The 24,678-nt window shown below is 67.0% G+C and carries 25 protein-coding genes, 2 tRNA genes and 1 riboswitch; of the genes, 25 read left to right on the top strand and 2 right to left on the bottom strand.

Annotation, left to right across the window (positions count from 1 at the left end):
- Positions 1 to 125 precede the first annotated feature (125 nt).
- Positions 126 to 223: riboswitch (TPP riboswitch) on the top strand.
- The 12 genes from ABV518_RS20900 (at position 206) to ABV518_RS20845 (ending at position 10,057) form a co-directional block, all read left to right on the top strand.
- Positions 206 to 1,786: a bifunctional hydroxymethylpyrimidine kinase/phosphomethylpyrimidine kinase gene (locus tag ABV518_RS20900; protein WP_367771069.1), complete on the top strand. Its 1,581-nt coding sequence runs from the start codon at positions 206 to 208 to the stop codon at positions 1,784 to 1,786. Its footprint overlaps the riboswitch before it by 18 nt.
- Before the next feature lie 273 nt (positions 1,787 to 2,059).
- Positions 2,060 to 2,368 carry a 50S ribosomal protein L21 gene (gene rplU, locus ABV518_RS20895; RefSeq protein ID WP_131133285.1) on the top strand — a complete coding sequence of 103 codons (309 nt, stop codon included), beginning with the start codon at positions 2,060 to 2,062 and terminating at the stop codon, positions 2,366 to 2,368.
- Between the two features lie 60 nt (positions 2,369 to 2,428).
- Positions 2,429 to 2,692, top strand: coding sequence for a 50S ribosomal protein L27 (gene rpmA, locus ABV518_RS20890; protein ID WP_009372867.1), 264 nt, complete (start codon positions 2,429 to 2,431; stop codon positions 2,690 to 2,692).
- Between the two features lie 116 nt (positions 2,693 to 2,808).
- Positions 2,809 to 4,398: a GTPase ObgE gene (obgE, locus tag ABV518_RS20885; protein WP_367771064.1), complete on the top strand. Its 1,590-nt coding sequence runs from the start codon at positions 2,809 to 2,811 to the stop codon at positions 4,396 to 4,398.
- Positions 4,388 to 5,539 (top strand): glutamate 5-kinase, encoded by a 1,152-nt coding sequence (gene proB, locus ABV518_RS20880; protein WP_367771061.1) that lies wholly within the window; start codon positions 4,388 to 4,390, stop codon positions 5,537 to 5,539. Before obgE ends, proB begins: the two co-directional genes overlap by 11 nt.
- Positions 5,540 to 5,565: 26 nt before the next feature.
- Complete coding sequence (locus ABV518_RS20875) at positions 5,566 to 6,939, top strand: glutamate-5-semialdehyde dehydrogenase (protein ID WP_367771058.1); 1,374 nt, start codon at positions 5,566 to 5,568, stop codon at positions 6,937 to 6,939.
- 76 nt (positions 6,940 to 7,015) lie between these two features.
- Positions 7,016 to 7,246, top strand: coding sequence for a hypothetical protein (locus tag ABV518_RS20870; RefSeq protein WP_367771055.1), 231 nt, complete (start codon positions 7,016 to 7,018; stop codon positions 7,244 to 7,246).
- A 13-nt stretch (positions 7,247 to 7,259) separates the two neighbouring features.
- The gene (gene nadD, locus ABV518_RS20865; protein WP_367771052.1) at positions 7,260 to 7,916 is read left to right on the top strand and encodes a nicotinate-nucleotide adenylyltransferase; all 657 of its coding nucleotides are present in this window, start codon (positions 7,260 to 7,262) and stop codon (positions 7,914 to 7,916) included.
- 7 nt (positions 7,917 to 7,923) lie between these two features.
- Entirely contained in the window at positions 7,924 to 9,120 is a 1,197-nt protein-coding gene (locus ABV518_RS20860; protein ID WP_367771050.1) for a hypothetical protein, read from the top strand.
- Positions 9,121 to 9,168: 48 nt separating this feature from the next.
- Positions 9,169 to 9,570, top strand: coding sequence for a ribosome silencing factor (gene rsfS / locus ABV518_RS20855; RefSeq protein WP_367771048.1), 402 nt, complete (start codon positions 9,169 to 9,171; stop codon positions 9,568 to 9,570).
- A 126-nt stretch (positions 9,571 to 9,696) separates the two neighbouring features.
- A tRNA-Ala gene (locus ABV518_RS20850) sits at positions 9,697 to 9,769 on the top strand.
- A 212-nt stretch (positions 9,770 to 9,981) separates the two neighbouring features.
- A tRNA-Ala gene (locus tag ABV518_RS20845) sits at positions 9,982 to 10,057 on the top strand.
- A 75-nt stretch (positions 10,058 to 10,132) separates the two neighbouring features.
- Here the strand turns inward: ABV518_RS20845 and ABV518_RS20840 are convergent.
- Positions 10,133 to 11,467: a class I SAM-dependent methyltransferase gene (locus tag ABV518_RS20840; protein WP_367771045.1), complete on the bottom strand. Its 1,335-nt coding sequence runs from the start codon at positions 11,465 to 11,467 to the stop codon at positions 10,133 to 10,135.
- Between the two features lie 118 nt (positions 11,468 to 11,585).
- On the opposite strand from ABV518_RS20840, the gene ABV518_RS20835 reads away from it, so the two are divergent.
- The 7 genes from ABV518_RS20835 to ABV518_RS20805 all read left to right on the top strand — a co-directional run bounded on the left by ABV518_RS20835 (position 11,586) and on the right by ABV518_RS20805 (position 18,886).
- Positions 11,586 to 11,939, top strand: coding sequence for a zinc ribbon domain-containing protein YjdM (locus ABV518_RS20835; RefSeq protein WP_367771042.1), 354 nt, complete (start codon positions 11,586 to 11,588; stop codon positions 11,937 to 11,939).
- An 11-nt stretch (positions 11,940 to 11,950) separates the two neighbouring features.
- Positions 11,951 to 13,120: an NAD(P)-binding domain-containing protein gene (locus tag ABV518_RS20830; RefSeq protein WP_367771040.1), complete on the top strand. Its 1,170-nt coding sequence runs from the start codon at positions 11,951 to 11,953 to the stop codon at positions 13,118 to 13,120.
- Positions 13,101 to 14,267 (top strand): class I SAM-dependent methyltransferase, encoded by a 1,167-nt coding sequence (locus tag ABV518_RS20825; RefSeq protein WP_367771037.1) that lies wholly within the window; start codon positions 13,101 to 13,103, stop codon positions 14,265 to 14,267. Before ABV518_RS20830 ends, ABV518_RS20825 begins: the two co-directional genes overlap by 20 nt.
- 152 nt (positions 14,268 to 14,419) lie before the next feature.
- Positions 14,420 to 15,622 (top strand): ROK family transcriptional regulator, encoded by a 1,203-nt coding sequence (locus ABV518_RS20820; RefSeq protein WP_367771093.1) that lies wholly within the window; start codon positions 14,420 to 14,422, stop codon positions 15,620 to 15,622.
- Between the two features lie 112 nt (positions 15,623 to 15,734).
- Positions 15,735 to 17,087, top strand: a complete 1,353-nt coding sequence (locus ABV518_RS20815) for an extracellular solute-binding protein (protein WP_367771035.1) — start codon at positions 15,735 to 15,737, stop codon at positions 17,085 to 17,087.
- A 45-nt stretch (positions 17,088 to 17,132) separates the two neighbouring features.
- Positions 17,133 to 18,008: a carbohydrate ABC transporter permease gene (locus ABV518_RS20810; RefSeq protein ID WP_367771032.1), complete on the top strand. Its 876-nt coding sequence runs from the start codon at positions 17,133 to 17,135 to the stop codon at positions 18,006 to 18,008.
- Positions 18,005 to 18,886 (top strand): carbohydrate ABC transporter permease, encoded by an 882-nt coding sequence (locus ABV518_RS20805; protein ID WP_367771029.1) that lies wholly within the window; start codon positions 18,005 to 18,007, stop codon positions 18,884 to 18,886. The genes ABV518_RS20810 and ABV518_RS20805 overlap by 4 nt, the downstream gene beginning before the upstream one ends.
- Before the next feature lie 16 nt (positions 18,887 to 18,902).
- Here the strand turns inward: ABV518_RS20805 and ABV518_RS20800 are convergent, their stop codons facing one another.
- Positions 18,903 to 19,106, bottom strand: coding sequence for a hypothetical protein (locus ABV518_RS20800; protein WP_131133175.1), 204 nt, complete (start codon positions 19,104 to 19,106; stop codon positions 18,903 to 18,905).
- A 141-nt stretch (positions 19,107 to 19,247) separates the two neighbouring features.
- Between ABV518_RS20800 and ABV518_RS20795 the strand changes: the two genes are divergently transcribed.
- The 6 genes from ABV518_RS20795 to ABV518_RS20770 are packed head-to-tail and all read left to right on the top strand — an operon-like array spanning position 19,248 to position 24,454.
- On the top strand, positions 19,248 to 20,255 hold the full coding sequence (locus tag ABV518_RS20795; RefSeq protein ID WP_367771026.1) for an AAA family ATPase: 1,008 nt from the start codon (positions 19,248 to 19,250) through the stop codon (positions 20,253 to 20,255).
- 7 nt (positions 20,256 to 20,262) lie between these two features.
- Entirely contained in the window at positions 20,263 to 21,144 is an 882-nt protein-coding gene (locus tag ABV518_RS20790) for a DUF58 domain-containing protein (RefSeq protein WP_367771023.1), read from the top strand.
- On the top strand, positions 21,134 to 21,604 hold the full coding sequence (locus ABV518_RS20785) for a hypothetical protein (protein WP_367771020.1): 471 nt from the start codon (positions 21,134 to 21,136) through the stop codon (positions 21,602 to 21,604). Before ABV518_RS20790 ends, ABV518_RS20785 begins: the two co-directional genes overlap by 11 nt.
- Complete coding sequence (locus ABV518_RS20780) at positions 21,595 to 22,614, top strand: VWA domain-containing protein (protein WP_367771017.1); 1,020 nt, start codon at positions 21,595 to 21,597, stop codon at positions 22,612 to 22,614. Before ABV518_RS20785 ends, ABV518_RS20780 begins: the two co-directional genes overlap by 10 nt.
- Positions 22,611 to 23,690, top strand: coding sequence for a VWA domain-containing protein (locus ABV518_RS20775; protein ID WP_367771014.1), 1,080 nt, complete (start codon positions 22,611 to 22,613; stop codon positions 23,688 to 23,690). The genes ABV518_RS20780 and ABV518_RS20775 overlap by 4 nt, the downstream gene beginning before the upstream one ends.
- The gene (locus ABV518_RS20770; RefSeq protein WP_367771012.1) at positions 23,687 to 24,454 is read left to right on the top strand and encodes a hypothetical protein; all 768 of its coding nucleotides are present in this window, start codon (positions 23,687 to 23,689) and stop codon (positions 24,452 to 24,454) included. Before ABV518_RS20775 ends, ABV518_RS20770 begins: the two co-directional genes overlap by 4 nt.
- Positions 24,455 to 24,678 lie beyond the last annotated feature (224 nt).

Below are 24,678 nucleotides of genomic sequence, written 5' to 3'. Positions count from 1 at the left end.
CAGCGCCGCCTACCCCCACACGCGGTACGGATTCACTCAAGCCGGCGCTGCGGGACCGCCCGGCGATAATGGCCGACCCGGACGGGCGAACCCGCACACCCCTCACTTCATATCGTCTAGGCTGGGTTACCGACACGGGGTGCCGCGCAGAGGGCCGGCTGAGATCCAGACCCGTTGAACCTGTCCGGCTAGCACCGGCGAAGGGATGTCTTCCTTGTCTTCAACTTCTGTCCTGCCTCCGGCGCCAGCTTCCGCACCCGGGGCCGCGGCGCCGTCGTCCGTCCTCCGGGGAATACCCCGCGTGCTGTCCATCGCAGGCTCCGACCCGTCCGGCGGCGCAGGCATCCAGGCCGACCTGAAAAGCATTGCGGCCCACGGCGGTTACGGCATGGCCGCCATCACCGCCCTGACAGTGCAGAACACCCAGGGCGTCCGCGCGGTCCACGTCCCCCCGGCCGCCTTCCTGGCCCAGCAGCTCGAAGCCGTCAGCGATGACATCACCATCGACGCCGTCAAGATTGGCATGCTCGGTGACGCCGAGGTGGTGGCCGCCGTCCGCGGCTGGCTCGAAAAGGTGCGTCCCGGCGTCGTGGTCCTTGATCCAGTGATGGTTGCAACCAGCGGCGACAGGCTCCTGCAGCCATCGGCCGAAACTGCCCTCCGCGGACTCCTGCCGTTGGCGGACCTGATCACGCCCAACCTCGCGGAACTGGCGATGCTGCTCGGCGAGGCCCAGGCCGGCTCCTGGACTGAAGCGCTGGAACAGGGCCGGCGGCTCGCCGCGGAGACCGGGGCCACCATCCTGGTGAAGGGCGGACATCTCGACGGCGCCGCCTGCCCGGATGCCCTCGTCAACACCGGGGGACTGCTTGCCCAGGAAATTGTGGAGGTTCCGGGGGACAGGGTCCCCACGCGGAACAGCCACGGTACGGGCTGCTCGCTCTCCTCGGCCATGGCCACGGCTCAGGCGCGGCTGGGGGACTGGGAAGCCTCCCTGCGGCTCGTCAAGCCCTGGCTGGCCGGTGCGCTGGAGTCCTCAGGCAGCCTGGACGTCGGGGCGGGGAATGGACCCATCCACCATTTCCACCACGTACAGGCCCCGGTCACAGTTGCAGAACCGCGCCAAGGGCTGGCGGTGGGGGAGTTCGCTGAAATCCTCCGCCAGGAGTCCGCCGCCGACCTCGAGGCCATCTACAACCTGGACTTCATCCGGGACCTCGCGGCCGGCAGCCTGCCCGAAAAGCAGTTTGCCTACTACCTTGCCCAGGACGCCACCTACCTCAACGGGTACTCACGCGTACTGGCACGGGCCAGCGCCTTGGCCCCCACCGAGGCCGCGCAGCTGTTCTGGGCCCGATCGGCGCAGCAGTGCCTGGAGGTCGAGTCGGAGCTGCACCGGAGCTGGCTCAGCACCCGCACGGTGGAGCCCGTGCTTGGCCCCGTCACCAAGTCATATGTGGACCACCTGCTGGCCGCCTCGGTTTCAGGCAGTTACGCAGTGCTGGTGGCGGCCGTCCTGCCGTGCTTCTGGCTCTACGCTGAAGTCGGAAAGACCCTGCACGCGCAATTCCTCGCCGCCGGCGCCCCGGCCGACCACCCGTACGCTGAATGGCTGCGGACCTACGCCGACGAGGATTTCGCGCAGGCCACCCGTGAGGCCATTGCCATGGCCGACGAGGCCGGGCGGCGCGGCTCGGAGGACGAGCGGGCCGCCATGGTGGTGGCCTTCAGCCAGTCGTGCCGCTTCGAAGTGGATTTTTTCGACGCGCCGCGGATCCACGCCTGACCGTCCAGGGCCGATCCAGCCGGTACGATAGTCGGGCACGGTTCGGCGATTGTTCGTGCAGCACCTGCTTGTGGTGCCTATCACGGACAGCCCGCCGGAACCAGCCTCATTTGCGGCCGAAGGCAAAATTAGCGTATTCTAGATCTTCGGTGCTTACGCCAACACTTGGGTTACGACCCCACGGCGTTGAGGCACAGCGAGAGCCCAGCCAAACATAGGCCCAGGTTCCGCACGCAAATCTAGTAATAAACGTCGAGAGAAGTGAGTTCCCAAGTGGTGTACGCGATTGTCCGCGCAGGCGGCCGCCAAGAGAAGGTTTCCGTTGGAGACTTCGTTACCCTGAACCGCGTCCCCGGTGGAGCCGGCAGCACTATTCAGCTGCCCGCACTGCTCCTGGTAGACGGTGACAAGGTCACCTCCGCCGCTGCGGACCTGGCCAAGGTAACTGTTACGGCTGAGATCCTCAATGACCTCCGTGGTCCGAAGATCGTCATCCAGAAGTTCAAGAACAAGACCGGTTACAAGAAGCGCCAGGGTCACCGTCAGGAACTGACCAAGATCAAGATCACTGGCATCAAGTAACCACCGGTTACTGTTCAGGTTTTCAGCAGATTCCCCAGAATTTAGAGGCAGGCATTTCAAATGGCACATAAAAAAGGCGCGAGTTCCACTCGCAACGGTCGTGACTCCAACGCCCAGTACCTCGGCGTGAAGCGCTTCGGTGGCCAGGTAGTTTCCGCAGGCGAAATCATCGTCCGCCAGCGTGGCACCCACTTCCACCCGGGCGCCGGCGTAGGCCGTGGCGGCGACGACACCCTGTTCGCACTGACCCCGGGCGCCGTTGAATTCGGCACCCGCCGCGGTCGCCGCGTCGTCAACATCGTTGCTGCTGCAGCTGCAGAGTAACTCATAGTTCTGAAGCGGTGGAGCGGGCCATATGGTCCGCTCCACTGTTCTTTTAACCGCATTACAATCATCTTGGCGCTTTGCGGCGTCCAGGAAACAGCACTGAGGAGATCCACGTGGCGAGCTTTGTAGACCGGGTAGTACTGCACGTATCCGGCGGTACCGGCGGCCACGGCTGTGTCTCCGTCCACCGTGAGAAGTTCAAGCCCCTGGGCGGGCCCGACGGCGGCAACGGCGGCGACGGCGGCAACGTCATCCTCCGCGTCGACCACCAGACCACCACCCTGCTGGACTACCACCACGCCCCGCACCGCCACGCCACCAACGGCGGACCCGGCATGGGCGACTGGCGTGGCGGCAAGAACGGTGAAACCCTCATCCTTCCCGTCCCCGACGGCACCGTGGTCAAGTCCAAGGACGGGACCGTCCTGGCAGACCTCGTCGGCGAAGGCACCGAATATGTCGCAGCCGCTGGCGGTCAGGGCGGCCTGGGCAACGCAGCCCTGTCCTCCCAGAAGCGCAGGGCCCCCGGGTTCGCGCTGCTCGGCATCGAGGGCGAATCCAGCGACGTCGTCCTGGAACTGAAGTCCATTGCAGACATCGCCCTGGTGGGCTTCCCGTCCGCCGGCAAGTCGAGCCTGATCGCTGCCATGTCGGCCGCGCGGCCCAAGATCGCCGACTACCCCTTCACCACCCTGATCCCGAACCTGGGCGTCGTCCAGGCCGGCGAAGTCCGCTTCACCATCGCCGACGTCCCGGGCCTGATCGAAGGCGCGTCCGAGGGCAAGGGGCTGGGCCACCACTTCCTGCGCCACGTAGAGCGCTGCGCCGCGCTGGTGCACGTCCTGGACTGCGGAACGCTGGAATCGGACCGCGACCCGCTGGCTGACCTTGCCATCATCGAGGCGGAACTGGAGAAGTACGCCGTCGACATGAGCTACGCCGGCCAGGACGGCGAAGTGGTTCCGCTGAACCACCGCCCCCGCTTGGTGGCGCTGAACAAGGTGGACCTCCCGGACGGCAAGGACATGGCCGAATTCGTCCGGCCCGAACTTGAATCCCGTGGCTACCGCGTCTTCGAAATCTCCGCCACCAGCCACGAGGGTCTCCGCCAGCTCGGCTTCGCCATGGCCGAAATCGTCAAGGCCGCCCGCGACACCCTGGCCGCTGCGCCGCCCAAGGTCCAGCCGGTGGTACTCAAGCCCCGCGCCGTCAACGAGTCCGGCTTCAAGATCCGCCGCGAAGAAAAGAACCTGGAGCCGCTGTTCCGTGTCCTGGGCGACAAGCCGGTGCGCTGGGTCAAGCAGACCGACTTCACCAACGAGGAAGCGATCGGCTACCTCGCGGACCGCCTGGCCAAGCTCGGCGTCGAAACCGAACTGTTCAAGCAGGGCGCCAAGCCCGGCGACACCGTGGTGATCGGCGAGGACGACGGCGTTGTCTTCGACTGGGAGCCCACCATGATGGCCGGTGCGGAGCTGCTCGCTTCGCCGCGCGGCACCGACGTCCGCTTTGCAGACATCGGCGACCGGCCCACCCGTGGCCAGAAGCGCGACGAGCAGCAGGAACGCAAGGACGCCAAGGCGGCCGCACGCGCCGAGCTCGAAGCCGAGCGCAAGGCCGGGATCTGGACCGAATCCGTCAGCAGCCGCAGGGTTGCGAAGCCGCTCAAGGAGAGTGGACTGGGCGCAGAAGATGACGAGTAGCGCCACCGCCGCTGTGCCCGCCCGGCGCACCGCGGACAGAAGCGTGCTTTCGGGCGCGCGCAGGATCGTTGTCAAAGTCGGGTCGTCGTCGCTGACCAGCATCAAGGGCGGCATCTCGGAAGAGTCGCTGACCGCCCTCGCCGACGCACTGGCCGCCAAACGGAACTCGGGCACCGAGATCATCCTCGTGTCGTCCGGTGCCATCGCCGCCGGCCTCGCCCCGCTGGGGCTGGCCAAGCGCCCCCGGGACCTCGCCACCCAGCAGGCCGCGGCGAGCGTCGGCCAGGGCCTGCTGATGGCCCGCTACACGCAGGCCTTCGGCGCGCACGGTGTCACGGTCAGCCAGGTGCTGCTCACCGCCGACGACCTGATGCGCCGCAGCCAGCACACCAACGCCTTCCGTGCGCTGGACAGGCTCCTTAACCTGGGGGTGGTGCCGGTGGTCAACGAAAACGACACCGTCGCCACGCACGAAATCCGTTTCGGCGACAACGACCGCCTGGCCGCCCTCGTGGCGCACCTGGTCCGGGCCGACGCCCTGGTGCTGCTGTCGGACGTCGACTCGCTCTATGACGGGCCGCCGTCGCACGGGGCGAAGCGGATTCCCCTGGTGGAGGGTCCGCACGACCTCGACGGCGTGACCATCGGCAAGGCGGGCAAGGCCGGCGTTGGTACCGGCGGCATGACCACCAAAGTGGAGGCGGCCACCATCGCCGCTGGTTCCGGCATCCACGCACTGGTCACGTCCACTGCCAACGCTGCCGCCGCTCTTGCAGGCGAGGATGTGGGCACCTGGTTCACGGTGAACGGGGCCCGCAAGCCCGTCCGCCTCCTGTGGCTGGCCCACCTTGCAACCGTGCACGGCCGGCTGATCCTCGACGACGGCGCGGTCAAGGCAGTCCGCCACCGCCGCACGTCGCTGCTCCCCGCCGGGATTTCCGGCGTCGACGGCGACTTCGAAGCGGGCGACGCCGTCGAAATGGTCAGCGCCGACGGCACCGTCATCGCCCGGGGACTGGTTAACTACTCTGCTGCCGAGCTGCCGCAGATGCTTGGCCGTTCCACCAAGGAACTGGGCAAGGCCCTGGGCCGAGGCTATGACCGTGAAGTTGTTCATGTTGACGACCTGGTGCTGGTCTGAGCCTGGGCCTCGCCTAAACTTGGTTTATGACTGAGGCACTGATCCACAACACCGCTGCGACCTCCGGGGGCACCTTTGCTGTCCCCGCTGCTCCGGAGGACGGCAACCTGCCGCTGTCAGCTGCGGTACCGCTGTCCGTGGAGGACGTTGAAGCCGCTGTCCATGCCATCGCGGACCGCTCCCGCCAGGCGTCCCGCCGGATGGCGCGGGCAAACCGTGCGTGGAAGGACCGCGGCCTGCGGGCCATCGGCGCCGCCCTGCTTGAGCGCAAGGACCTTATCCTCTCCGCCAATGCGGAGGACGTCGCCGCCGGGAGGGCGAACGGAACCTCCGCGGCCATGCTGGACCGCCTGACCCTGACCGAAACCCGCATCGCCGGTCTTGTGGCCGCACTGGAGAATCTCGCCAACCTGCCCGATCCGGTAGGAAACGTGGTCCGCGGCCAGACCCTCCCCAACGGGCTGCGCCTGCGCCAGGTCAACGTTCCCATGGGTGTGGTCGCCGCCATCTACGAGGCCCGCCCCAACGTAACCGTCGACATCGCCGGCCTTGCCCTCAAGAGCGGCAACGCCGTCATCCTCCGTGGCGGGACTGCCGCAGCGGCCACCAACGAAGCCCTCGTCCACGTGCTGCGCGAAGCCCTGGACTCGGTGGGGCTCCCCTCGGACGCTGTGCAGACCGTGGACCAGTACGGCCGCGAAGGCGCCAACGCGCTGATGCGCGCCCGCGGCAGGGTGGATGTCCTGATACCCCGCGGCGGCCGGGAACTCATCCAGACCGTGGTCACCAACTCGGCCGTGCCCGTCATTGAGACCGGCGAGGGCAACGTCCACATCTTCATCGACGAATCCGCCAGCGAGGCCATGGCCGTGGAGATCCTGCTCAACGCCAAGACCCAGCGTCCCAGTGTCTGCAACACCGTGGAGACGCTCCTGGTCCATTCAGGATCCACCGTGCTTCCCGCCGTCGCCGCTGCGCTGCGTGCGGCCGGAGTCACGCTCCACGCGGACGAGCGCATCCGTGCGGCGCTGCCTTCTTCCATCGACTCCGAACCGGCCACTGACGAGGACTGGGGCACGGAGTATATGGACCTGGACTTGGCGGTCGCCATGGTGGACAGCCTGGATGACGCCGTCAAGCACATCCGCACGTGGTCCACGGGCCACACCGAAGCCATCCTCACCAACAACCTCGCCAACGCCGAGCGCTTCATCGCCGAGGTGGATTCAGCGGCGGTCATCGTCAACGCGTCCACGCGCTTCACCGACGGCGGCGAGCTGGGTCTCGGCGCCGAGGTGGGAATCTCCACGCAGAAGCTGCACGCCCGCGGCCCGATGGGCCTGACCGAACTGACCACCACCAAGTGGATCGTGCAGGGCGAGGGCCAGGTCCGCGGGTAGCAACGCGGTAACATAGACAGAAGTCCGGAACGGCGGGGATATCCGCTGCCACATCCTTTGAACCCTAGGGGAGAACATGCTGCTCCAGCAGATAGCCACGACCGTCGCCGAAGGCGGAGAACACGCACCCGCCCCGCTGTGGGCTGAACCGTGGGTCTTCGGCGTGTCCATTTTTGCCATCCTGCTGGTGATGATGTTCATCACGCTGTCCTACTCCAACCTTGGCAACCGCCACTCGGCCACGGAAGAGCACGCCGATCCGCACCGCCAGCACCCGAACAAGCACGACCACGGCCAGGGCCACTAACATTTCACGCGTTTTGCACCGTCAAGGTGCCGAAGGACGGCTGCGGCTGGGCGTGATGGGCGGGACGTTTGATCCCATCCATCACGGCCACCTGGTCGCGGCCAGTGAAGTAGCCGCCAAGTTCGGCCTGGACGAAGTGGTGTTTGTTCCAACGGGCCAGCCGTGGCAGAAGACCCATAAGCAGGTCAGCGAGCCAGAGCACCGCTACCTGATGACAGTGATCGCCACGGCATCCAACCCGCGTTTTACCGTCAGCCGCGTGGATGTGGACCGTCCCGGCCCAACGTATACCATTGACACCTTGCGTGACCTTCGGACCCAGCGTCCGGACGCTGACCTGTTCTTCATCACCGGCGCCGACGCGCTGGCGCAGATCCTGTCGTGGAAGGACATCGACGAGCTGTGGTCGCTCGCGCATTTTGTCGGCGTCACCAGGCCCGGGCACGTGCTCGATGGCATGGGCAGGAAAGACGTCAGCCTCCTGGAGGTCCCGGCCATGGCCATCTCGTCCACGGACTGCCGTGCCAGGGTGGCCCAGAACAACCCTGTCTGGTACCTCGTGCCGGACGGTGTGGTGCAGTACATCGCTAAATATGGACTGTATGCCGAAGGTGCTGCCGCCACGGGTATACGAATAACCGAAACAGACGAACCAGCCAGTACTGAATGAGTTCTCAATGAGTCAGGAACAGCCCCCCGTCCGCAGCCGCCGCGAACTTCGGCGGGCCAGAGATGAGAAGCAGGCTAACGGATCCACGGGTCCGGGCCAGGTTTCGCCTGCCTCGAAACAACCTCCGGCAACCCCGGCCGCTGACCAGGCACACGCCCAGCGTTCATCCCAGATCCGGGCCCGGGACAGGGCTGCCCTGCGCGCCATCAAGGAACTTGAAGAAAAAGAGGAGCAGCTGGCGGCCGGGGGACCGCCCACACGCCGGCAGTTGCGGCTCCAGCAGCTGAAGGAACAGGCCGTGACCTCCGCCAACCCGGTGGTGGCCCCGGCTCAGCCTGCCGAAGGTGGACCCAAGGGTCCGGCCGCGCCGGCACAGCACCCCGCCGCTTCGCCCAAGAATGCCGCGCCAAAGTCTGCCAAGCCCCGGACATCCCCTGCCTCGCCCGGCAGTCCGCGCGTCCCGGACGGCATGAGCGTTGAACAGGCCCTGGCGGCCAGGACCCTGATCGCCGAACAGGCCAAGAACCAGTTGGCCAAGATGGAACACATCGCCTCCCTGGACCCGGAGGCCGTGGATCCGGAAATCCTTGCCGAGCAGATTGCCCTGGCGGAGCGTGCAGCGGTGCTGAACCGCCGTGCCATGGCCAAGCAGAAACTGGCCGAACAGGCTGCCCCGTCGGCAGCGGACGCAGCCCCGCGCGCCGCCCCGTCAACCGCCAGCAACCTTGCCATGGTCACTCCGCTCGAATTCGTCCAGGTTCCTGGCATTGACCGGCCCGTCATGAAGCCCCCGGCGACGTCCTACGTGCCGGTTCTCACCAACCCCGGGCCGAAAGTCCAGCCGTCTTCCGGCAAGGGCCGGCGTCCGGCTGACGCCCAGCGGACAGCCGGGGCCGGCGACGCCCCGGCGGCCAGCGGCCGCTCGCGGGTCATTGCCAGGGCAGAGGCCGCGGCCAAGGCTGCCTCCCGGCCGAAGCCTGTGATCTTCAGCCCGGCTGAAGCGGCCGGGCAGTCGGAGGATCTTTTTGATGACCTGCCCCGTATTCCGGCAAGCTCCGCCTACGGACTGGAGCCGCTTGACGCGGCAACTGCAGGGCTCGCCCGCGCAAAGAGGATGCGGATGATTCAGTTCTGCGTCCTCGCCTTCGGAATCGTTGCCCTGATTTCCGGGGTCATGCTCATTATCAGCGGCATCACCCGCTGACCTGGCTGCGGCCACCAACCATAGTTTTTGAAAACAACAAGGAGTCCCGTGACTGCATCAAATTCATCCATCGCCACAGCCCGCCACGCTGCCAAAGCAGCCGCGGACAAGATCGCCCAGGACATTGTGGCCCTGGACGTCAGTGAGCGCCTGGCGCTTGCCGACGTGTTCCTCATCGCATCGGCACCGAGCGAACGCCAGGTCAACGCCATCGTCGACGGCATCGAAGAGGAACTGTCCAAGCAGGACCTCCGCCCCGTGCGCCGTGAGGGCCGGTCCGGCGGCCGCTGGGTCCTCCTGGACTACTCCGACATCGTCATCCACGTCCAGCACGAGGAAGACCGTGTTTTCTATGCCCTGGAGCGCCTGTGGAAGGACTGCCCCGTGGTTGACCTGCAGCTGGGCGACGACACATCGGCCAAGGCGCCCGCAGCTTCCGAAGCAGAGTAAAGCAGCCTGAAACTGCTGCGACAAGCAGTACCGGCAGGCCGAATATGCCCGATTTGGAATTTTCGGAATTGCTGTTCTAAGATATTTGAGTTGCTTCGGGGAAACACCGGATCAGCGAAGAAATCTGGGGCTGTGGCGCAGCTGGTAGCGCACCTGCATGGCATGCAGGGGGTCAGGGGTTCGAGTCCCCTCAGCTCCACCGGATGATCCGCCGGAATCGAAAGATTCCGGCGGATCTTTTTGTCTGCGGGGGCATTGTTTCCCGTACCGGAATGCGTACCGCCTGCCCACAATCCTCGTCCCCGGAGTGCCTGCGGCGGACACGCCCCGTCCGATTGGCGTCCACGGCAATTCTGCATTAAGCTGATCAGGTTGCTTCCGGGAACGAGAGTTCAGCGGAAACATCGGTTTGGGGCTGTGGCGCAGCTGGTAGCGCACCTGCATGGCATGCAGGGGGTCAGGGGTTCGAGTCCCCTCAGCTCCACCAAACCCAAAAAAGCCACCCGGTCCGGGTGGCTTTTTTGGTTCCCGCCGCCCGCGGTATTTCCCACGCGGCGAAGGATCAGATCCAGTCAGACCGGCGCAGGGGCGGCTCCGCACCGCCCGGGCGTTGCACCAGGACCTGGTTCACTCCCGTAATTCCCGCCTCGAAGCCGAGGGCGCTTGAGGCCATGTAGAGCCGCCACACCCTCGCCCGCCCCATGCTGGTGAGCTTCACGGCCTCATCCCAGTTGGCCTCCAGCCGCCGCACCCACGCACGCAGGGTCAGCGCATAATGCCGGCGCAAGGCATCGACATCGAGGATTTCCAGGCCCCCCGCCTCCAGGGCGGATACCATCTCGCCCAGGCTGATCATTTCGCCGTCCGGGAAAACGTAGCGCGGAATAAAGGAGTCCGGGTCCGGGCTGGTGGGGCCGGCGTTCCAGGAGATGGCGTGGTTCAGCAGCCGCCCGCCCGGCCGCAGCAGGCTGTAAAGCCGGGAAACGTAGTGCGGGGTCTGTTCGCGGCCCACATGCTCGGACATTCCGATGGAACTGATCGCATCGAAGGGACCGTCGTTCACGTCGCGGTAGTCCTGGACCCGGATATCGATTTTCTCCGTCAGGCCGGCGTCGGCTGCCCGCTTACGGGCCAGTACGGCCTGTTCGGTGGAGAGCGTCACGCCGACAACACTGACGCCGTAGTGTGCCGCGGCGTGGAGTGCGAAACTGCCCCAGCCGCAGCCGACGTCCAGCACCCTCATGCCCGGTTGGAGCCCCAGTTTGTGGCAGACCAGGTCCAGCTTGGCTTCCTGGGCGGAGTCGAGCCCTGCAACCAGGCTGTCGGGGGAGCCGTCACCGGCACCGTTGCCTGATGAATCCGAGCCGAGGCTGCTTCCCCAGACAGCGCAGGAGTAGACCAGGGACGGGCCCAGCACCAGTGAGTAGAAATCGTTGCCGACGTCGTAGTGGTGCGAGATCGCGGCGGCGTCCCGCCGCTTGGAGTGCATGCGCCCCGCCCGCTGGACGCGGGCCTCCTCGGGCGGAGGGGCAGGATTGGGCCCCAGCGCCCCCAACCTGACGGCGGTTGTCAGCAGCGTCCAGACTTCAGCAGGGGTGAGGGGCTTGAACGGTCCGGGCTCGGCGAACTTTCCCGCTGAGCTCAGGGCCGTGAACGCCGCGAAGATGTCTCCCGGCGAATCAATGTCACCGGAAACATAGGCACGGCTCAGGCCAAGCTGACCCGGCGACCACAGGATGCGCCGCAGGGCACGGCGGTTGCGGAACTCCAGAACGGGCGCGTCAGCCGGCCCTGCCTCGGACCCGTCCCAGGCCCGCAGCCGGAGCGGGATCTCCGCCGTCCCCAGGACGATGCCCAGCGCTGTGGCCAGCCGAGATGCTGCTGTGGTGTTTGTCATGATGGTCGCCTCTCTTCCGCCTTGCGCCAACAGTACGGCCGCATGGGGCGCCTGTCAGCGATTACCGTCGAAATTTTGCGCGAACGGCGAGAGCGGGAGCCGCGATTATCATTGGGAGGTGACCGACACCCTCGCCTTGTGCCCCGTATGCTCCAGCCCGTATGCCTACGAGATGGGCGCCCTCCTGGTCTGCCCGGAGTGCGGCAACGAATGGTCCCCGGAGTCCGACGACGACGCGGCAGGTGCGGATGCGCGCGTGATCAAGGACGCGGTCGGCAACGTCCTGGCCGACGGCGACACCGTCACCGTCATCAAGGACCTGAAGATCAAGGGCAGCTCCACTGTGATCAAGGTAGGCACCAAAGTGCGGGGCATCCGGCTGATGGACGGGGTGGGGGACCACGACATCGACTGCAAAGTGGACGGTGTGGGTCCCATGCAGCTCAAATCCTCTGTGGTGAAGAAGGCCTAGCCGGAGCTGCCATGGAGAAGCAGTTGGTGGATGTTGCGGTGATTGGTGCGGGGCAGGCCGGGCTCTCTGCCGCCTACCACCTGCAACGACGGGGCCTCAAGCCTGCAGGCGCCGGTGGCTCCGCCAGTGCGGCCACGTACACCGTGTTCGACGCCGAGGACGGCCCGGGAGGTGCCTGGCGGCACCGCTGGAAGAGCCTGCTGATGGCCACGGTTAACGGCATCAGCGATCTTCCCGGCATCGCCAAGCCTGACGTGAACCCGGCGGAACCCAGCTCCGAGTTCCTGGAGCGTTACTTCGCCGGCTACGAACGCGACCTTGGGCTGGCCATCAGGCGGCCCGTCAAAGTCACTGCCGTCAGCAGGGAAGACGGCAATCCCAGCGGCCGGCTGGGCATCACCACGTCCGACGGCGGATGGTCCGCGCGGGCGGTCATCAACGCCACCGGCACGTGGACCCGGCCGTTCTGGCCCATCTACCCGGGGCAGGCCACCTTCCGTGGCAGGCAGCTGCACGTCGCTGATTATGTTGCCGCGGAAGAGTTCCGCGGCCGGCACGTCATCGTCATCGGCGGAGGGATTTCCGCCGTCGGACTCCTGGACGAAATCTCACAGGTGACCACCACCAGCTGGTTCACCCGCAGGGAACCCGAATGGAGGGACGCCGGGTTCGACGCCCAGGCTGGCCACAACGCCGTGGCCCTCGTGGAAGAGCGGGTACGCCAGGGCCTGCCGCCGCAGAGCGTGGTGGCCGTGACCGGACTGATCTGGACGCCCGCGCTGCGGGCCGCGGCCGGGAGGGGAGCGCTGGACCGCCGGCCCATGTTCACGTCCATCGAGCCCGACGGCGTCCGGCTGGCGGACGGCACGCTGCTCGCCGCCGACGTCATTCTGTGGGCCACCGGGTTCCGGGCCGAGCTGGAACACCTCGCCCCGCTGCACCTCCGCGGGCCCGGCGGCGGCATCGCCATGGACGGCACGCAGGTGGCTGCAGAACCGCGCGTCCACCTGGTGGGCTACGGGCCGTCGTCGTCCACCATCGGCGCAAACCGGGCCGGCCGGGCTGCCGTGGCGGCCATCCTGAAACTGCCGGGCATGCAACCCCCAACGCCCGGACTGTCCGATTTTCCAGCAGCATCGAAGAAAAAGGCGGCACCGGCCAGTGGCACAGAACAGTCTTGAGGACGTCTTCGGGGCGCTCCGGCGGCACCCGGACGTTGAGGCGCCCAACCTGCAGGCGTGGGACGCCACGGACAGGCTTCTCCTGGAAGCCGCGGCGGACCACGTGCATGCGGACACCCGCGTGGCCGTCATCGGGGACCGCTACGGAGCCCTCACACTGGGCGCCCTGGCCACCCTCGGAACCAGTACGGTGCGCGTCCACCAGGACCTCATTACCGGTGAGCGTGCCCTGCGGAACAACGCGGCCGCCCTTGGCATGGATGCCACGACGTCGGACGACGGAACCCGCCGCGGATTCGAGCAGCTGGCCCTGGGCAAGGACCTGCTGGCCGGCGCGGGTCTCGTCCTGCTTCAGCTTCCCAAGACGCTGGCCGAGCTCGAGAACATTGCCGGCGCCGTGGCACGGCACGCAGCGCCTGGGGCGGTGCTGCTGGCCGGCGGGCGGGTCAAACACATGTCCCTGGGCGTGAACGCCGTTCTTGAACGGCATTTCGCTACCGTCCAGCCGCAGCTTGCCCGGCAGAAGTCCCGGGTCATCGTGGCCATGGACGCCAGCGAAGCGCCAGGGCCTGAGCCTGTTCCTGCCGTGGCGCACGTGGCCGAGCTCAACCTGGACGTTGCGGCGCACGGAGCCGTGTTCGCGGGGGCGAAGCTGGACATCGGCACGAGGTTCCTGCTGACGTTCCTGCCCGGAATGCCCGCCGCCCGGCACGCCGTGGACCTCGGCTGCGGCACCGGGATCCTGGCCGCCATGTACGCCCGGCAGAACCCGGGTTCCCTGGTCACGGCCACAGACCAGTCAGCCGCCGCCGTCGAGTCCGCCCGGGGCACAGCAATAGCCAATGGCCTCGCGGGCCGGGTGAGCGTCCTGCAGGACGACGCGATGAGCACCCTGCCCGACGGCAGTGCGGACCTTATCCTCCTGAATCCGCCTTTCCACCTTGGCGCGACCGTCCACGCCGGCGCCGGAATCAAGATGTTCGAAGCGGCAGGCAGGGTCCTCGCCCCGGGCGGCGAACTCTGGACCGTCTTCAACCGGCACCTGAACTACCTGCCGGCACTGGAACGCCTGGTGGGCCCCACCACCGTCAAAGGCCAAAACCCCAAGTTCACGGTTGCCGTCTCCACGAAGCGGCCGGCGGGGTAGGCATGGCCGCGCCGCGCCCTTGCCTCCACATATGGGCGGATGACAAGGGGTAACGTACCATTCAGACATCATTTAGTGGCCGAAAACGTTTAGGGGAATCCGTGTCCGAGATCCGGCAGCCATCGCCCAGGCGCGGCACCAACCTGCCACGGATGGGGGACTTCAACCTCACTGTCATCCTTGACGCCATCCGCAGGTCGTCCGGTGGCCTCAGCAGGGTTGAGCTGGCCCAGATCGTGGGACTCTCCCCACAGACAATTTCCAACATCTCCCGCCGCCTGCTGGACCAGCACCTGATCGTGGAAGCCGGCAAGGAAGGCAGCGGACCGGGCAAGCCGCGTACCATCCTCCGCCTGAACCCCGCGGGCATGTATGCCATAGGCGTCCATCTGGACCCCGCCGTTACAACGTTCGTGGTGCTGGACCTCGTGGGCGCTGTAGTACAACACTCCCGGATCAAGACGCCGGGCGGGAACGATCCCGCCGCCGTGATTTCAACCATTGCCGCGCAAATCGAGCAACTGGTCGCCGATTCCGGCGTGGACACCGCCAAGATCGCCGGCCTGGGCGTGGCCGCCCCCGGCCCGATCGACCTGGACAACGGCACTGTTGTCGATCCGCCGCTGCTGCCCGGCTGGGACAGGGTTGAGCTCCGGAACGCCCTGACGGAAGCCACCGGCTTTTCCGTCCTGGTGGACAAGGACGTCACCAGCGCCGCAGTCGCCGAAACGTGGGCGGGCGGCGATAGCGGCACCGGCAGCTTCGTTTTTATGTACATGGGAACCGGCATCGGCTGCGGCATCGTGCTCAACGACGAGGTGGTCCGCGGCACGTCAGGGAATGCCGGCGAAATCGGTCACATCGTGGTGGACCCCGGCGGCCCCCTGTGCGACTGCGGCCTGCACGGCTGCGTTAAATCGTCGGCTATCCCGCAGGTGCTGGTGGCCGAAGCCGAAGCCGCCGGCATCCTTGACGGTTCCCGGGCCGACAACAGCGGTGCTGTGGTCCAGCAGAGCTTCTCCAGGCTCTGCGATCTCGCTGATGAGGGGAACGCGCAGGCGCTCGCCATCATCGACAAGTCGGCGGTCCTCGTGGCCCGCGCCGTGTCGGTCGTGACCAACACGCTGGACGTGGAGCGCGTTGTTTTCGGCGGACCCTACTGGAGCCGGCTGTCCGAGAGGTACCTGGAGAAGATTCCGGCGCTCCTGGATGCCAACAGTGCTGCCCGCCTCATCCACACCATCGAAGTAGTGGGAACCGGGGTAGGGGAGGACGTGGGCGCCGTCGGTGCCGCCTGCCTGGTCCTGGAACATACCCTGGCACCCCGGGCGCAGCGACTCCTGCTGGAGAGCTGAACCCGCGGCGCCTTGCCCGCGGCAAGGTGCCCATCTAGCATTTGGATACCGCCGCGGCTGGGGGCCCGCAGACAGACAACAGGGACTGCAGCCATTTACTGAATGGAGCACCATGCGTCCCCGGGCCCTGAGCGTTACCTCATTGATCGCCGCCGCAGCCCTGGCGCTGTGTGCCTGTTCCCCGGCGGCACCCACCGACCAGGCGAAGACCCTGAAGGTGGTCTACCAGAAGACCGATTCCTTCGCGGCCCTCGATGACCTGTTCAAATCTGCGAAGACCGAGTTCGAGGCCGCCAACAAAGGTGTCACCGTCGAGCTGCAGCCCATCCAGGCCAACGACGACGACTACGGAACCAAGCTGGCCCTTGCTCTCCGGTCAGCGTCCACCGCGCCGGACGTCTTTTACGAGGACACCTTCAAGGTCCGCTCCGATGTGGATGCCGGCTTCCTGCTGAAACTGGACGACCACCTGGCAAAGTGGACGGACTGGGACACCTTCGACGACGCCGCCAAGGCAGCGGGGCTGGGGGACGACGGCGGCACGTATGCGGTTCCGCTGGGCACCGACACGCGTGCCATCTGGTACAACAAGAAAGTCCTCGCCGCCGCAGGCGTCAGCCTCCCGTGGGAGCCCAGGACCTGGCAGGACATCCTGGACACCGCCAGGAAAATCAAGGCCAGCGACCCCACGGTGGTGCCGTTCAACATGTATGCCGGCAAGGCCAGCGGCGAAGGTACCGTCATGCAGAGCTTCTATGAGCTGCTGTACGGAACCGGCGATGAACTGTACGACGCCGACGCCAAGAAATGGGTGGTTGGCTCGGACGGGTTCACGGATTCGCTGGCATTCCTCAAGACCCTTTACGACGAACAGCTCGCGGTCTCGCCGGCCGAGGCCCTTGACGCGAACGTGTGGAAGAAGGTGTTCGGGGAGTGGCTCCCGAAGGCCGAAATGGGGGCCACCGTGGAAGGTTCCTACGCGCCGTCGTTCTGGCAGAAGGGCGGCAGCTACGAATGGCCGGAATACGGCACCGACATGGGAGTGGCCGCGTTCCCCACGAAGGACGGCCAGGCACCCGGCGGGGTCAGCATGTCCGGGGGATGGACCCTGGCGGTGGGCGCCGGCACCAAGGACCCGGACCTGGCCTTCAAGTTCCTGGGTACCGCGCTCAACCAGAAGAACTCGCTGACGTTCAACATCGCCAGTTCCCAGATTGCGGTCCGCGAGGACGTCGCAACCGACGCCGGCTACCAGGCGGCAAACCCGTTCGTGAAGGACGTCTCCGAGCTTGTCTCCGTGACGCATTACCGGCCTGCAACCGCCGACTACCCGCGGATCTCGGGCGCTGTGCAGGAAGCCACGGAAGCAGTGATTACCGGCGCGAAGTCGCCGGAACAGGCAGCCGCGGACTACGACACCGCGGTGGCAGGCATCGTGGGCGGCGACAAGACCGTCCGGAAGTAGGCTGTGCCGGTACTTCCACGCAGCCGTCCGCAGCCCAGGCCGCGGATGCAGGCCGCGTTCAGGCGCCGGGCCCGCCTGCTGCCGGTGGTCCCTGCAGTCCTGCTCCTGCTGGTGTTCCTGGCCGGCCCGGTGCTGTGGGCGTTCCATGCGTCCTTCACCAACGCCGCGCTGACCGGACGCAACGCCCGCAGCCCGGGCTGGGTGGGGCTGGAGAACTACCAGCGGCTGTTCACGGACCCGGTCCTGCCGCTCTCGCTGGGCCTCACGGTCCTCTTCGTCGGCGGGTCCGCCATTGTTGGGCAGAACCTGCTCGGACTCACCATCGCGGTGCTGATGAGGCAGGCGCGGAAGCCTGTTGCCGCCGCCGTCGGAACTGCCGTGGTGGCCGCCTGGGTGCTCCCCGAGATTGTGGCAGCGTTCGCCGCCTACGCGTACTTCAGCCGGGACGGAACGCTGAACCAGCTGCTGGGCGGGCTGGGCCTTGGCCAGCCGGACTGGCTGTACGCGTTTCCGATGGTTGCGATCATGCTGGCCAACGTCTGGCGCGGGACCGCTTTTTCCATGCTGGTGTACCGCGCCGCCCTCGACGACGTCCCCGCGGACGTGACGGAGGCCGCGCGGATGGACGGCGCCGGCGCGTGGCAGCGCCTGGCATTCATCACGCTCCCCATGATCCGCGGCAGCATCGCCACCAACCTCATGCTCATCACGCTGCAGACGCTTGCTGTCTTTACGCTGGTCTGGGTCATGACCGCCGGCGGACCATCGAACTCCAGCACCACACTGCCCGTGCTGGCCTACGTCGAGGCCTTCAAATTCGGCGACATCGGCTACGGAACGGCTGTGGCGTCCGTGCTGATCCTCATCGGGGCGGCTTTCGGCGCGGCCTATGTCCGCCTTCTCCGCCAGGGCAAACCATGACGACGGCGGCACCCGCCTCCCGGCGCACGCGGCGCACGCGGCGCCTCCGGCCATCCCCTGGCCAGCGGCGTGCCCGGCTTCCTGCCGACGCCGCCCTGCTGCTGATCGGGGCATGTTTCCTGCTCCCGTTGCTGTGGCTGGTGTTTGCGTCCCTTGACGCCGGGGCGGGGCACCAGACGCGGGTGCCCGGCAAGGCGTCGCTGGACAACTTTGCCGCGGTGATGACGCCCGGCCTGCTGTTCCAGCCGCTGTGGAACAGCCTGGTTCTCTCCGCCGGAACGGCGGCGGTGAACCTACTGGTGGCAGTTCTGGCGGCGTACCCGCTGTCCCGGTACCGGTCCAGGTTTAACGGGCCGTTCCTTTACGCGGTCCTGTTCGGCACCTGCCTGCCCATCACCGCCATCATGGTGCCGGTGTACGGGCTCTTCGTCCAGCTTGAACTGCTGGATTCCATGCCGGCCACGATTTTCTTTATGGCCACCACCACACTTCCGATGGCCATCTGGATGACCAAGAACTTTATGGACGCCGTGCCTGTCTCCCTCGAGGAGGCGGCCTGGGTGGACGGCGCCTCGGCGATGGCCGCCCTGCGCACCATCGTCCTGCCCCTGATGCGCCAGGGGCTGGGCGTGGTCTTCATCTTCGTCTTCATCCAGGCGTGGGGAAACTTCTTTGTCCCGTTTGTCCTGTTGCTGTCCGAGGCGAGGCAGCCCGCGGCGGTTTCCATCTTCAGCTTCTTCGGACAGCACGGCGCAGTGGCCTACGGCCAGCTGGCCGCGTTCTCCATCCTCTATTCAGTTCCGGTCCTGGCCCTGTACGTCATCGTGGCGCGGGGCGCCGGCAGTTCCTTCGCGCTGTCAGGCGCCATGAAGGGCTGACCGTACCGGAGACTTGTCAGTCGATGTCCTCGACCACCACTCCGAAGGGGATGCTGTCGTCGAGGTGGGCCTGGTGGCCGGTGGGACCCACGTTGTAGGTGACCCGGACGCCGTGCAGCTGGTCCGCAGCAGACTGCTGCAGCACAGGCTTGACGGCGAGGACGAAGCTCTCGCTCTTGTCGGCAAGGAACTGCTTGTAACTGGCTGGAAGCTCACTCATTGCAACAGGATAGACCTGCAGTGCCGCCCATGGGGAGGGGTCCCCATTGCACGGGCTGCCGCGGTTGGCTTGGATAGGATGGCGGGCGGAGGGCAGCCAGCAGGCAATTGCCGTCCGAACCGGCCATCAGGGGGAACACCAGTGCTTCAGACCACTACATCCGCGCGAATCGAACCTGCGGAACTGGCCCGGGCGCAACAGGTGGTGGCCAACATCTCCCGCAGCTTCGACGCGAAGGTGGTGGGGCAGGTCCGGCTGCGGGAATCGCTGCTGGTGGGCCTCCTGACCGGGGGTCACATCCTGCTGGAGAGCGTCCCCGGCCTGGCCAAGACCACAGCCGCCCAGACGGTGGCTGAAGCTGTCAGCGCCGAGTTCCGTCGGATCCAGTGCACGCCGGACCTGCTGCCCAGCGACATCGTGGGCACCCAGATCTACGACGCCGCCAAGGGCACCTTCGTCACGCAGCTGGGGCCCGTCCACGCCAACATCGTCCTCCTCGACGAAATCAACCGCTCCAGCGCCAAAACCCAGAGCGCCATGCTGGAGGCCATGCAGGAGCGGCAAACGTCCATCGGCGGAGTGGAGTACAAGCTCCCGTCGCCGTTCCTGGTCCTCGCGACGCAGAACCCGATCGAGCAGGAAGGCACATACCAGCTGCCCGAAGCCCAAATGGACCGGTTCATGCTCAAGGACGTCCTCGACTACCCCTCACCGGCAGAAGAAGCGGAGATCATCCGCCGCATCGACGCCGGGATCTTCACCCCGGAGCAGATTCCGGCGGCCGCCGCATCACTGGACGCCGTGGTGGGCGTCCAGGAGCTGGTGAAGCGCATCTACATTGACCCGGCCATTATCAACTACATCGTGGGCCTGGTGTTCGTCACCCGGAACGCGGGGCAGTACATTGACCGGCGGCTGGCAGGCTTCATCGAATTCGGCGCCAGCCCCCGGGCCAGCATCGCCTTCAGCCAGGCAGCCCGGGCGGTGGCCCTCATCAACGGCCGGGACCACGTGATCCCGGAGGACGTGAAGTCGCTCGCGCACCGCGTGCTGCGGCACCGGCTGATCCTGAACTTCGAGGCCGTGGCCGAACAGGTGCCGGTGGAGACCGTCATCGATGCCATCGTGGCGTCCGTCCAGATACCCTGAGCCCGCAGTGACCAGCCTCCTCCAACGCGTCAAGTCGAAGATGTCCATCTTCGCCCACCGGAAAGCCCGAGGCATCCTCGACGGCGAGTACGGATCCGTGTTCCGCGGCCGCAGCCTCGACTTTGACGACCTCCGGGCGTACGTGCCGGGGGACGAGGTCCGGGACATCGACTGGAAGGCCTCCGCCCGCCACGGCTCCCCGCTCATCAAGCGGTACGTCGCGGTACGGCGGCAGACACTCATGCTGGTCGCCGATACCGGCCGCAACATGGCGGCCGAGTCCCGTGACGGCGAAACCAAGAAGGACATCGCCGTGATGGCCCTGGGCGTGATGGGCTATCTGGCACACCGGCACGGAGACGTGGTGGGACTGGTCTGCGGCGATGCCAATGGCTCCCGCACCCTCCCGGCGAAGGCAGGCGAGGCCCACCTGGAGCGGCTGCTGCAGGAGGTTGACTCCAGGACGGGCCTGGACAGCGGGACCAGCCGGCTTGAGGAGCAGCTCCACCATGTGGCACGCACCGTCAAGGGACGGAAGCTGCTTTTTGTGGTCACGGACGAACTCGCCGCAGAACCCGGCCTGGAGCAGCTGCTCCGCAGGCTGCGGGCGCAGCATGAGGTTCTCTGGCTCACCATCCGGGACGCCGAACTCTCCGGCGCCACCCACTCCCGGGATGCCTTCAGCGTCGCGGACTCCGCGCCGCTGCTGGGCGGGATCGCGGAGTCACCGGCAGTGGCAGCGGCATACGCAACAGCAGCGGCGGAACGGGACGCAGGCCGGCGTGCCATGCTGCGCAGGGTGGGGATCTCCGAGGGCCACGTGGCCAACAGCCACGACGTCATGACCGAACTCTTCGCCCTGCTGGAACGGCACCGGCGTGCAGGATAACGCGGGGTTCTACGGGCCGCTCCAGTACAGCCAGCTGTGGCTGTGGGCCGGCATAGGGCTGCTGGCCTTCGTCCTGGGCTGGTACCTCTTTGTTTTCCTCAGCACCCGTAAACGTCCTGTGCCGGCGGCACTCCCGCGGTTCACGCCGCCGTCGGACATCCAGAGCCTCAAGGAGGCGTACCTGCTGCGGATCGACGCCGTCGAGGCCGAATCCGCTGCCGGACGCATGACCACCCGGGCGTCCCACCAGGAGCTAAGCCTGCTGGTCCGGAAATTCGCCCGTGACGTCACCGGCGTTGATGCGCCCAGGATGACCCTGGCCGAGCTGGACAGCCACCCGCTGCCCGCCGCGGCCAACGCTGTGGGCAAGCTGTACCCCGGAGAGTTCGGCGCGGAACCGCTGCCGGCGTTGGCCCGGTCCGCCGAAACGGTGCGGCAGGCGGTGCGCTCATGGAACTGATGTATTGGTGGCTGCTCCCCGTCGCCGCGGCTTCGGCAGCCGGTGCCGGCTGGCTCGTGTTCCGGAGGGGCGCCCGGGGGAACGCACGACGACGGCCCGTGGCCAACGCGGACCGCCTCACCTCCCTGCCCGAGTACCAGGCCGCCGTCCGCCGGTACCGCCGCTGGCTCGCCGTCGCGGCGCTCGCCGCCGTGACCCTGTTGACCTCGGCGGCGATCGCTGCTGCCCGGCCCGTGGACCTGGCAACCATCCGGCCCGAGCAGCACAACCGGGATATCGTCCTGTGCCTGGACGCGTCCGGGTCCATGAGCAGCGCCGACGCCGCAGTAGTGGACGTCTTTTCCAAACTGGCCGCCGACTTCGATGGTGAGCGGATCGGGCTCACCATCTTCGACAGCAGCGCGGTCCAGGTTTTTCCCCTGACCGATGACTACAGCTATGTGCAGGAGCAGCTGAAAATGGCCAAGGATGCCTTCAACGGGGAACCCGGCAGTTCAGGCTTCCTGGACGGCACCTGGAACGGCCGCGGCTCCTCCCTGATCGGGGACGGTCTGGCCAGCTGCGTGGAGAGCTTCCCCGCCACGGACGGCACGCTGCAGGATGGCACAGCGGCGCAGGACAGGGCACCGCGCTCGCGGTCGGTGGTGCTGGCAACGGACAACTTCCTGTCCGGCGTTCCGATCTTCACCCTGGACCAGGCGGGAGCCCTGGCCCAGGAACGGGACGTCCGCGTCTACGCCCTGAACCCGGGCGACTTCGACTACGGCACCGCCGCCGGACAGCCGGGTGCCCTGCTCAGGGCCGCGGCCGAAGCCACCGGCGGCGCCTACTATCCGCTGGACAGCCCCGACGCCGTGGCGGGCATCGTCCGGGACGTCCAGGCAACAGAGGCAGCCGCCATCCAGGGCGCACCCCGTGCCGTGGTCACGGACCGGCCGGACGTTCCCCTGGCGGTGGCCTTGCTGTCGGGCCTGGTGCTGGCAGGCGCGACCTGGCGGCTGCGGCCATGACGCTGCAACCCGTCCTGCCGGTGTGGATCATGCTGCCGCTGGTCGTCGCCGTCGTGGGGTTCCTCGTTTGGCAGCTGATCACCGTCCGCCGGCGGAGCGCCGGCTTGGAGCCAGGGTTCCGCCGCGACTGGCTGCTGCGCGGCCTCCTGGTGCTGCTCGTCGTTGGGGCGGCGCTCCGGCCGGGAATCCCGGGTGGAAGCGCCCAGGCGGCGACGGCGGACATGAACGTTTTCTTCGTGGTGGACACCACCAGCAGCATCGCCGCCGAGGACTACGGGGACTCCCGGCCGCGGCTGGAGGGAGCACGCGCGGACATCATGGCCATCGCCGAAGAGCTGGCCGGTGCACGCTTTTCGCTGATCACCTTTGACACCAACACTGCCGTCCGCATGCCGCTGACCACTGACACATCGGCACTGGACACCCTGGTCACCGTGCTGGAACCCCAGGTGGCCGCCTACTCCAAGGGAAGCAGCGTCACCGTGGCGGCCAAGGTCCTGGACGAGCGGCTCCGGGCGGCACGGGAGACCCACCCGGAGCGGCCCCGGATCGTTTTCTATCTCGGAGACGGGGAACAGACCAGCGGAAAAGCCCCGGCACCGATGCGGATGGACGCGGGCCTGATCACCGGGGGAGCAGTGCTGGGCTACGGGACAGCCGAGGGGGGACGGATGAAGGAAAACACCGGGCCCGGGCCGGACGAAGACGCCGGCTACATCCCGGACCGCAGCGGCGGTGCCGGACGGGACGCCCTCTCCCTCATCGACGAAGACCAGCTCCGGACGATCGCCGACGACCTGGGCGTGCCTTACGTGCACCGCTCGGCCGGTGACGCGGCGGCGCCGATGCTGCAGGACGCCGACCCCGGCTCACTGCAGCGCGGGGAAGGGGACAGCAGCCTCGAAGGACGGACGGAACTGTATTGGATCCTGGCGGCCGGGGCGTTCGCGCTGGTCCTGAGGGAGGCGGTGCTCGTGCTGCGGCAATTGCGGGAACTCCGGCCGCTGAGTCATGCCGGGCCGGCAAGTCCGCGGTCCGGCCGCGACCGCCAACCCGCACAGGGAGCCTCGAAATGAATCCTTATCATTCACCGCAGCCGGCCCCATTACGCCGGCGACGGCGGCTCCTCCTGCTCTGGTCAGCGCTGCCCGTGCTGTTGGTCCTCTGCCTGTCCGCCAAGCTGCTCAGCCTCGGTGTCCTCGCGGGCCAGGCCGCTGCGGGTTTTGAAGTCCGGGACGCAGACGCGGTGGGCTCCGCCGCAGCGGGACTGGGTGCTCTCAACGTCATCGAACCGCACAAGGCACCTTTCGCTGAGGGCGACGCCCGGGTCCTGGCCGGCGACTTCGAGGCAGCGAGGGCGCACTTCGAGGAGGCCCTTGCACTCGCCGGACCGGACGATGAGTGCGTCATCCGCGTCAATCTTGTGCTTAGCATCGAACAGCTTGGTGATGCACGGATGGCGGCGAAGGACCCGACGGCGGCCGGGCAGCTATTCGCCGAAGGGCTGGCCGTGGTGGATAGGGCGCCCGAAGGCTGCCTGGCCGACTCCGGCCAGTCTGCGGCACCGGACGCTGCCCGGGACGCGGGCGAGAAGCTGGAACATGCCGAGGCCCGCCTCCGGCAGAAATCCGGGGACGCCAAGGCCGGCAATGACGAAGCGCATCAGCCCGAAGGCAACAATGCGGAGCCTCCAGCCGACTCCGACCCGCAGCGGCAGACCCGGCTCGAGCAGCTCAACGAGAGCGCGCGGAACTCCCAGCTGGAACGCAACAACGGGCAGGAACGCGACGAATACCTGCGGGATGGCGATTACAGCACGGGACCCGACAAGCCCTGGTAGCCGGCACGGCAGCGAACAAAATTCTGTGACGCCAAGAAATACAGCGTAAAGCTGCGTCTTAATTCGGTGGCGAACTTGAACGCTTCCGGCAGGGCTCCTAGAGTTCTAAACAAGTTACCGCGGTAACGTGTCAGCGATCCTCCGTCATGGAGGGTGTGGGTGCCCCCATGTGGGCCTGACATTTGCTCACGGACAACTTCATTCCAGGCGTAACAGTCGCGACT

It is taken from the genome of Arthrobacter sp. HS15c (assembly GCF_040812005.1).
Classification (GTDB): Bacteria; Actinomycetota; Actinomycetes; order Actinomycetales; family Micrococcaceae; genus Arthrobacter.
Note: the sequence above shows the minus strand (reverse complement) of the source record. Positions and strands in the feature narration are given on the sequence as shown.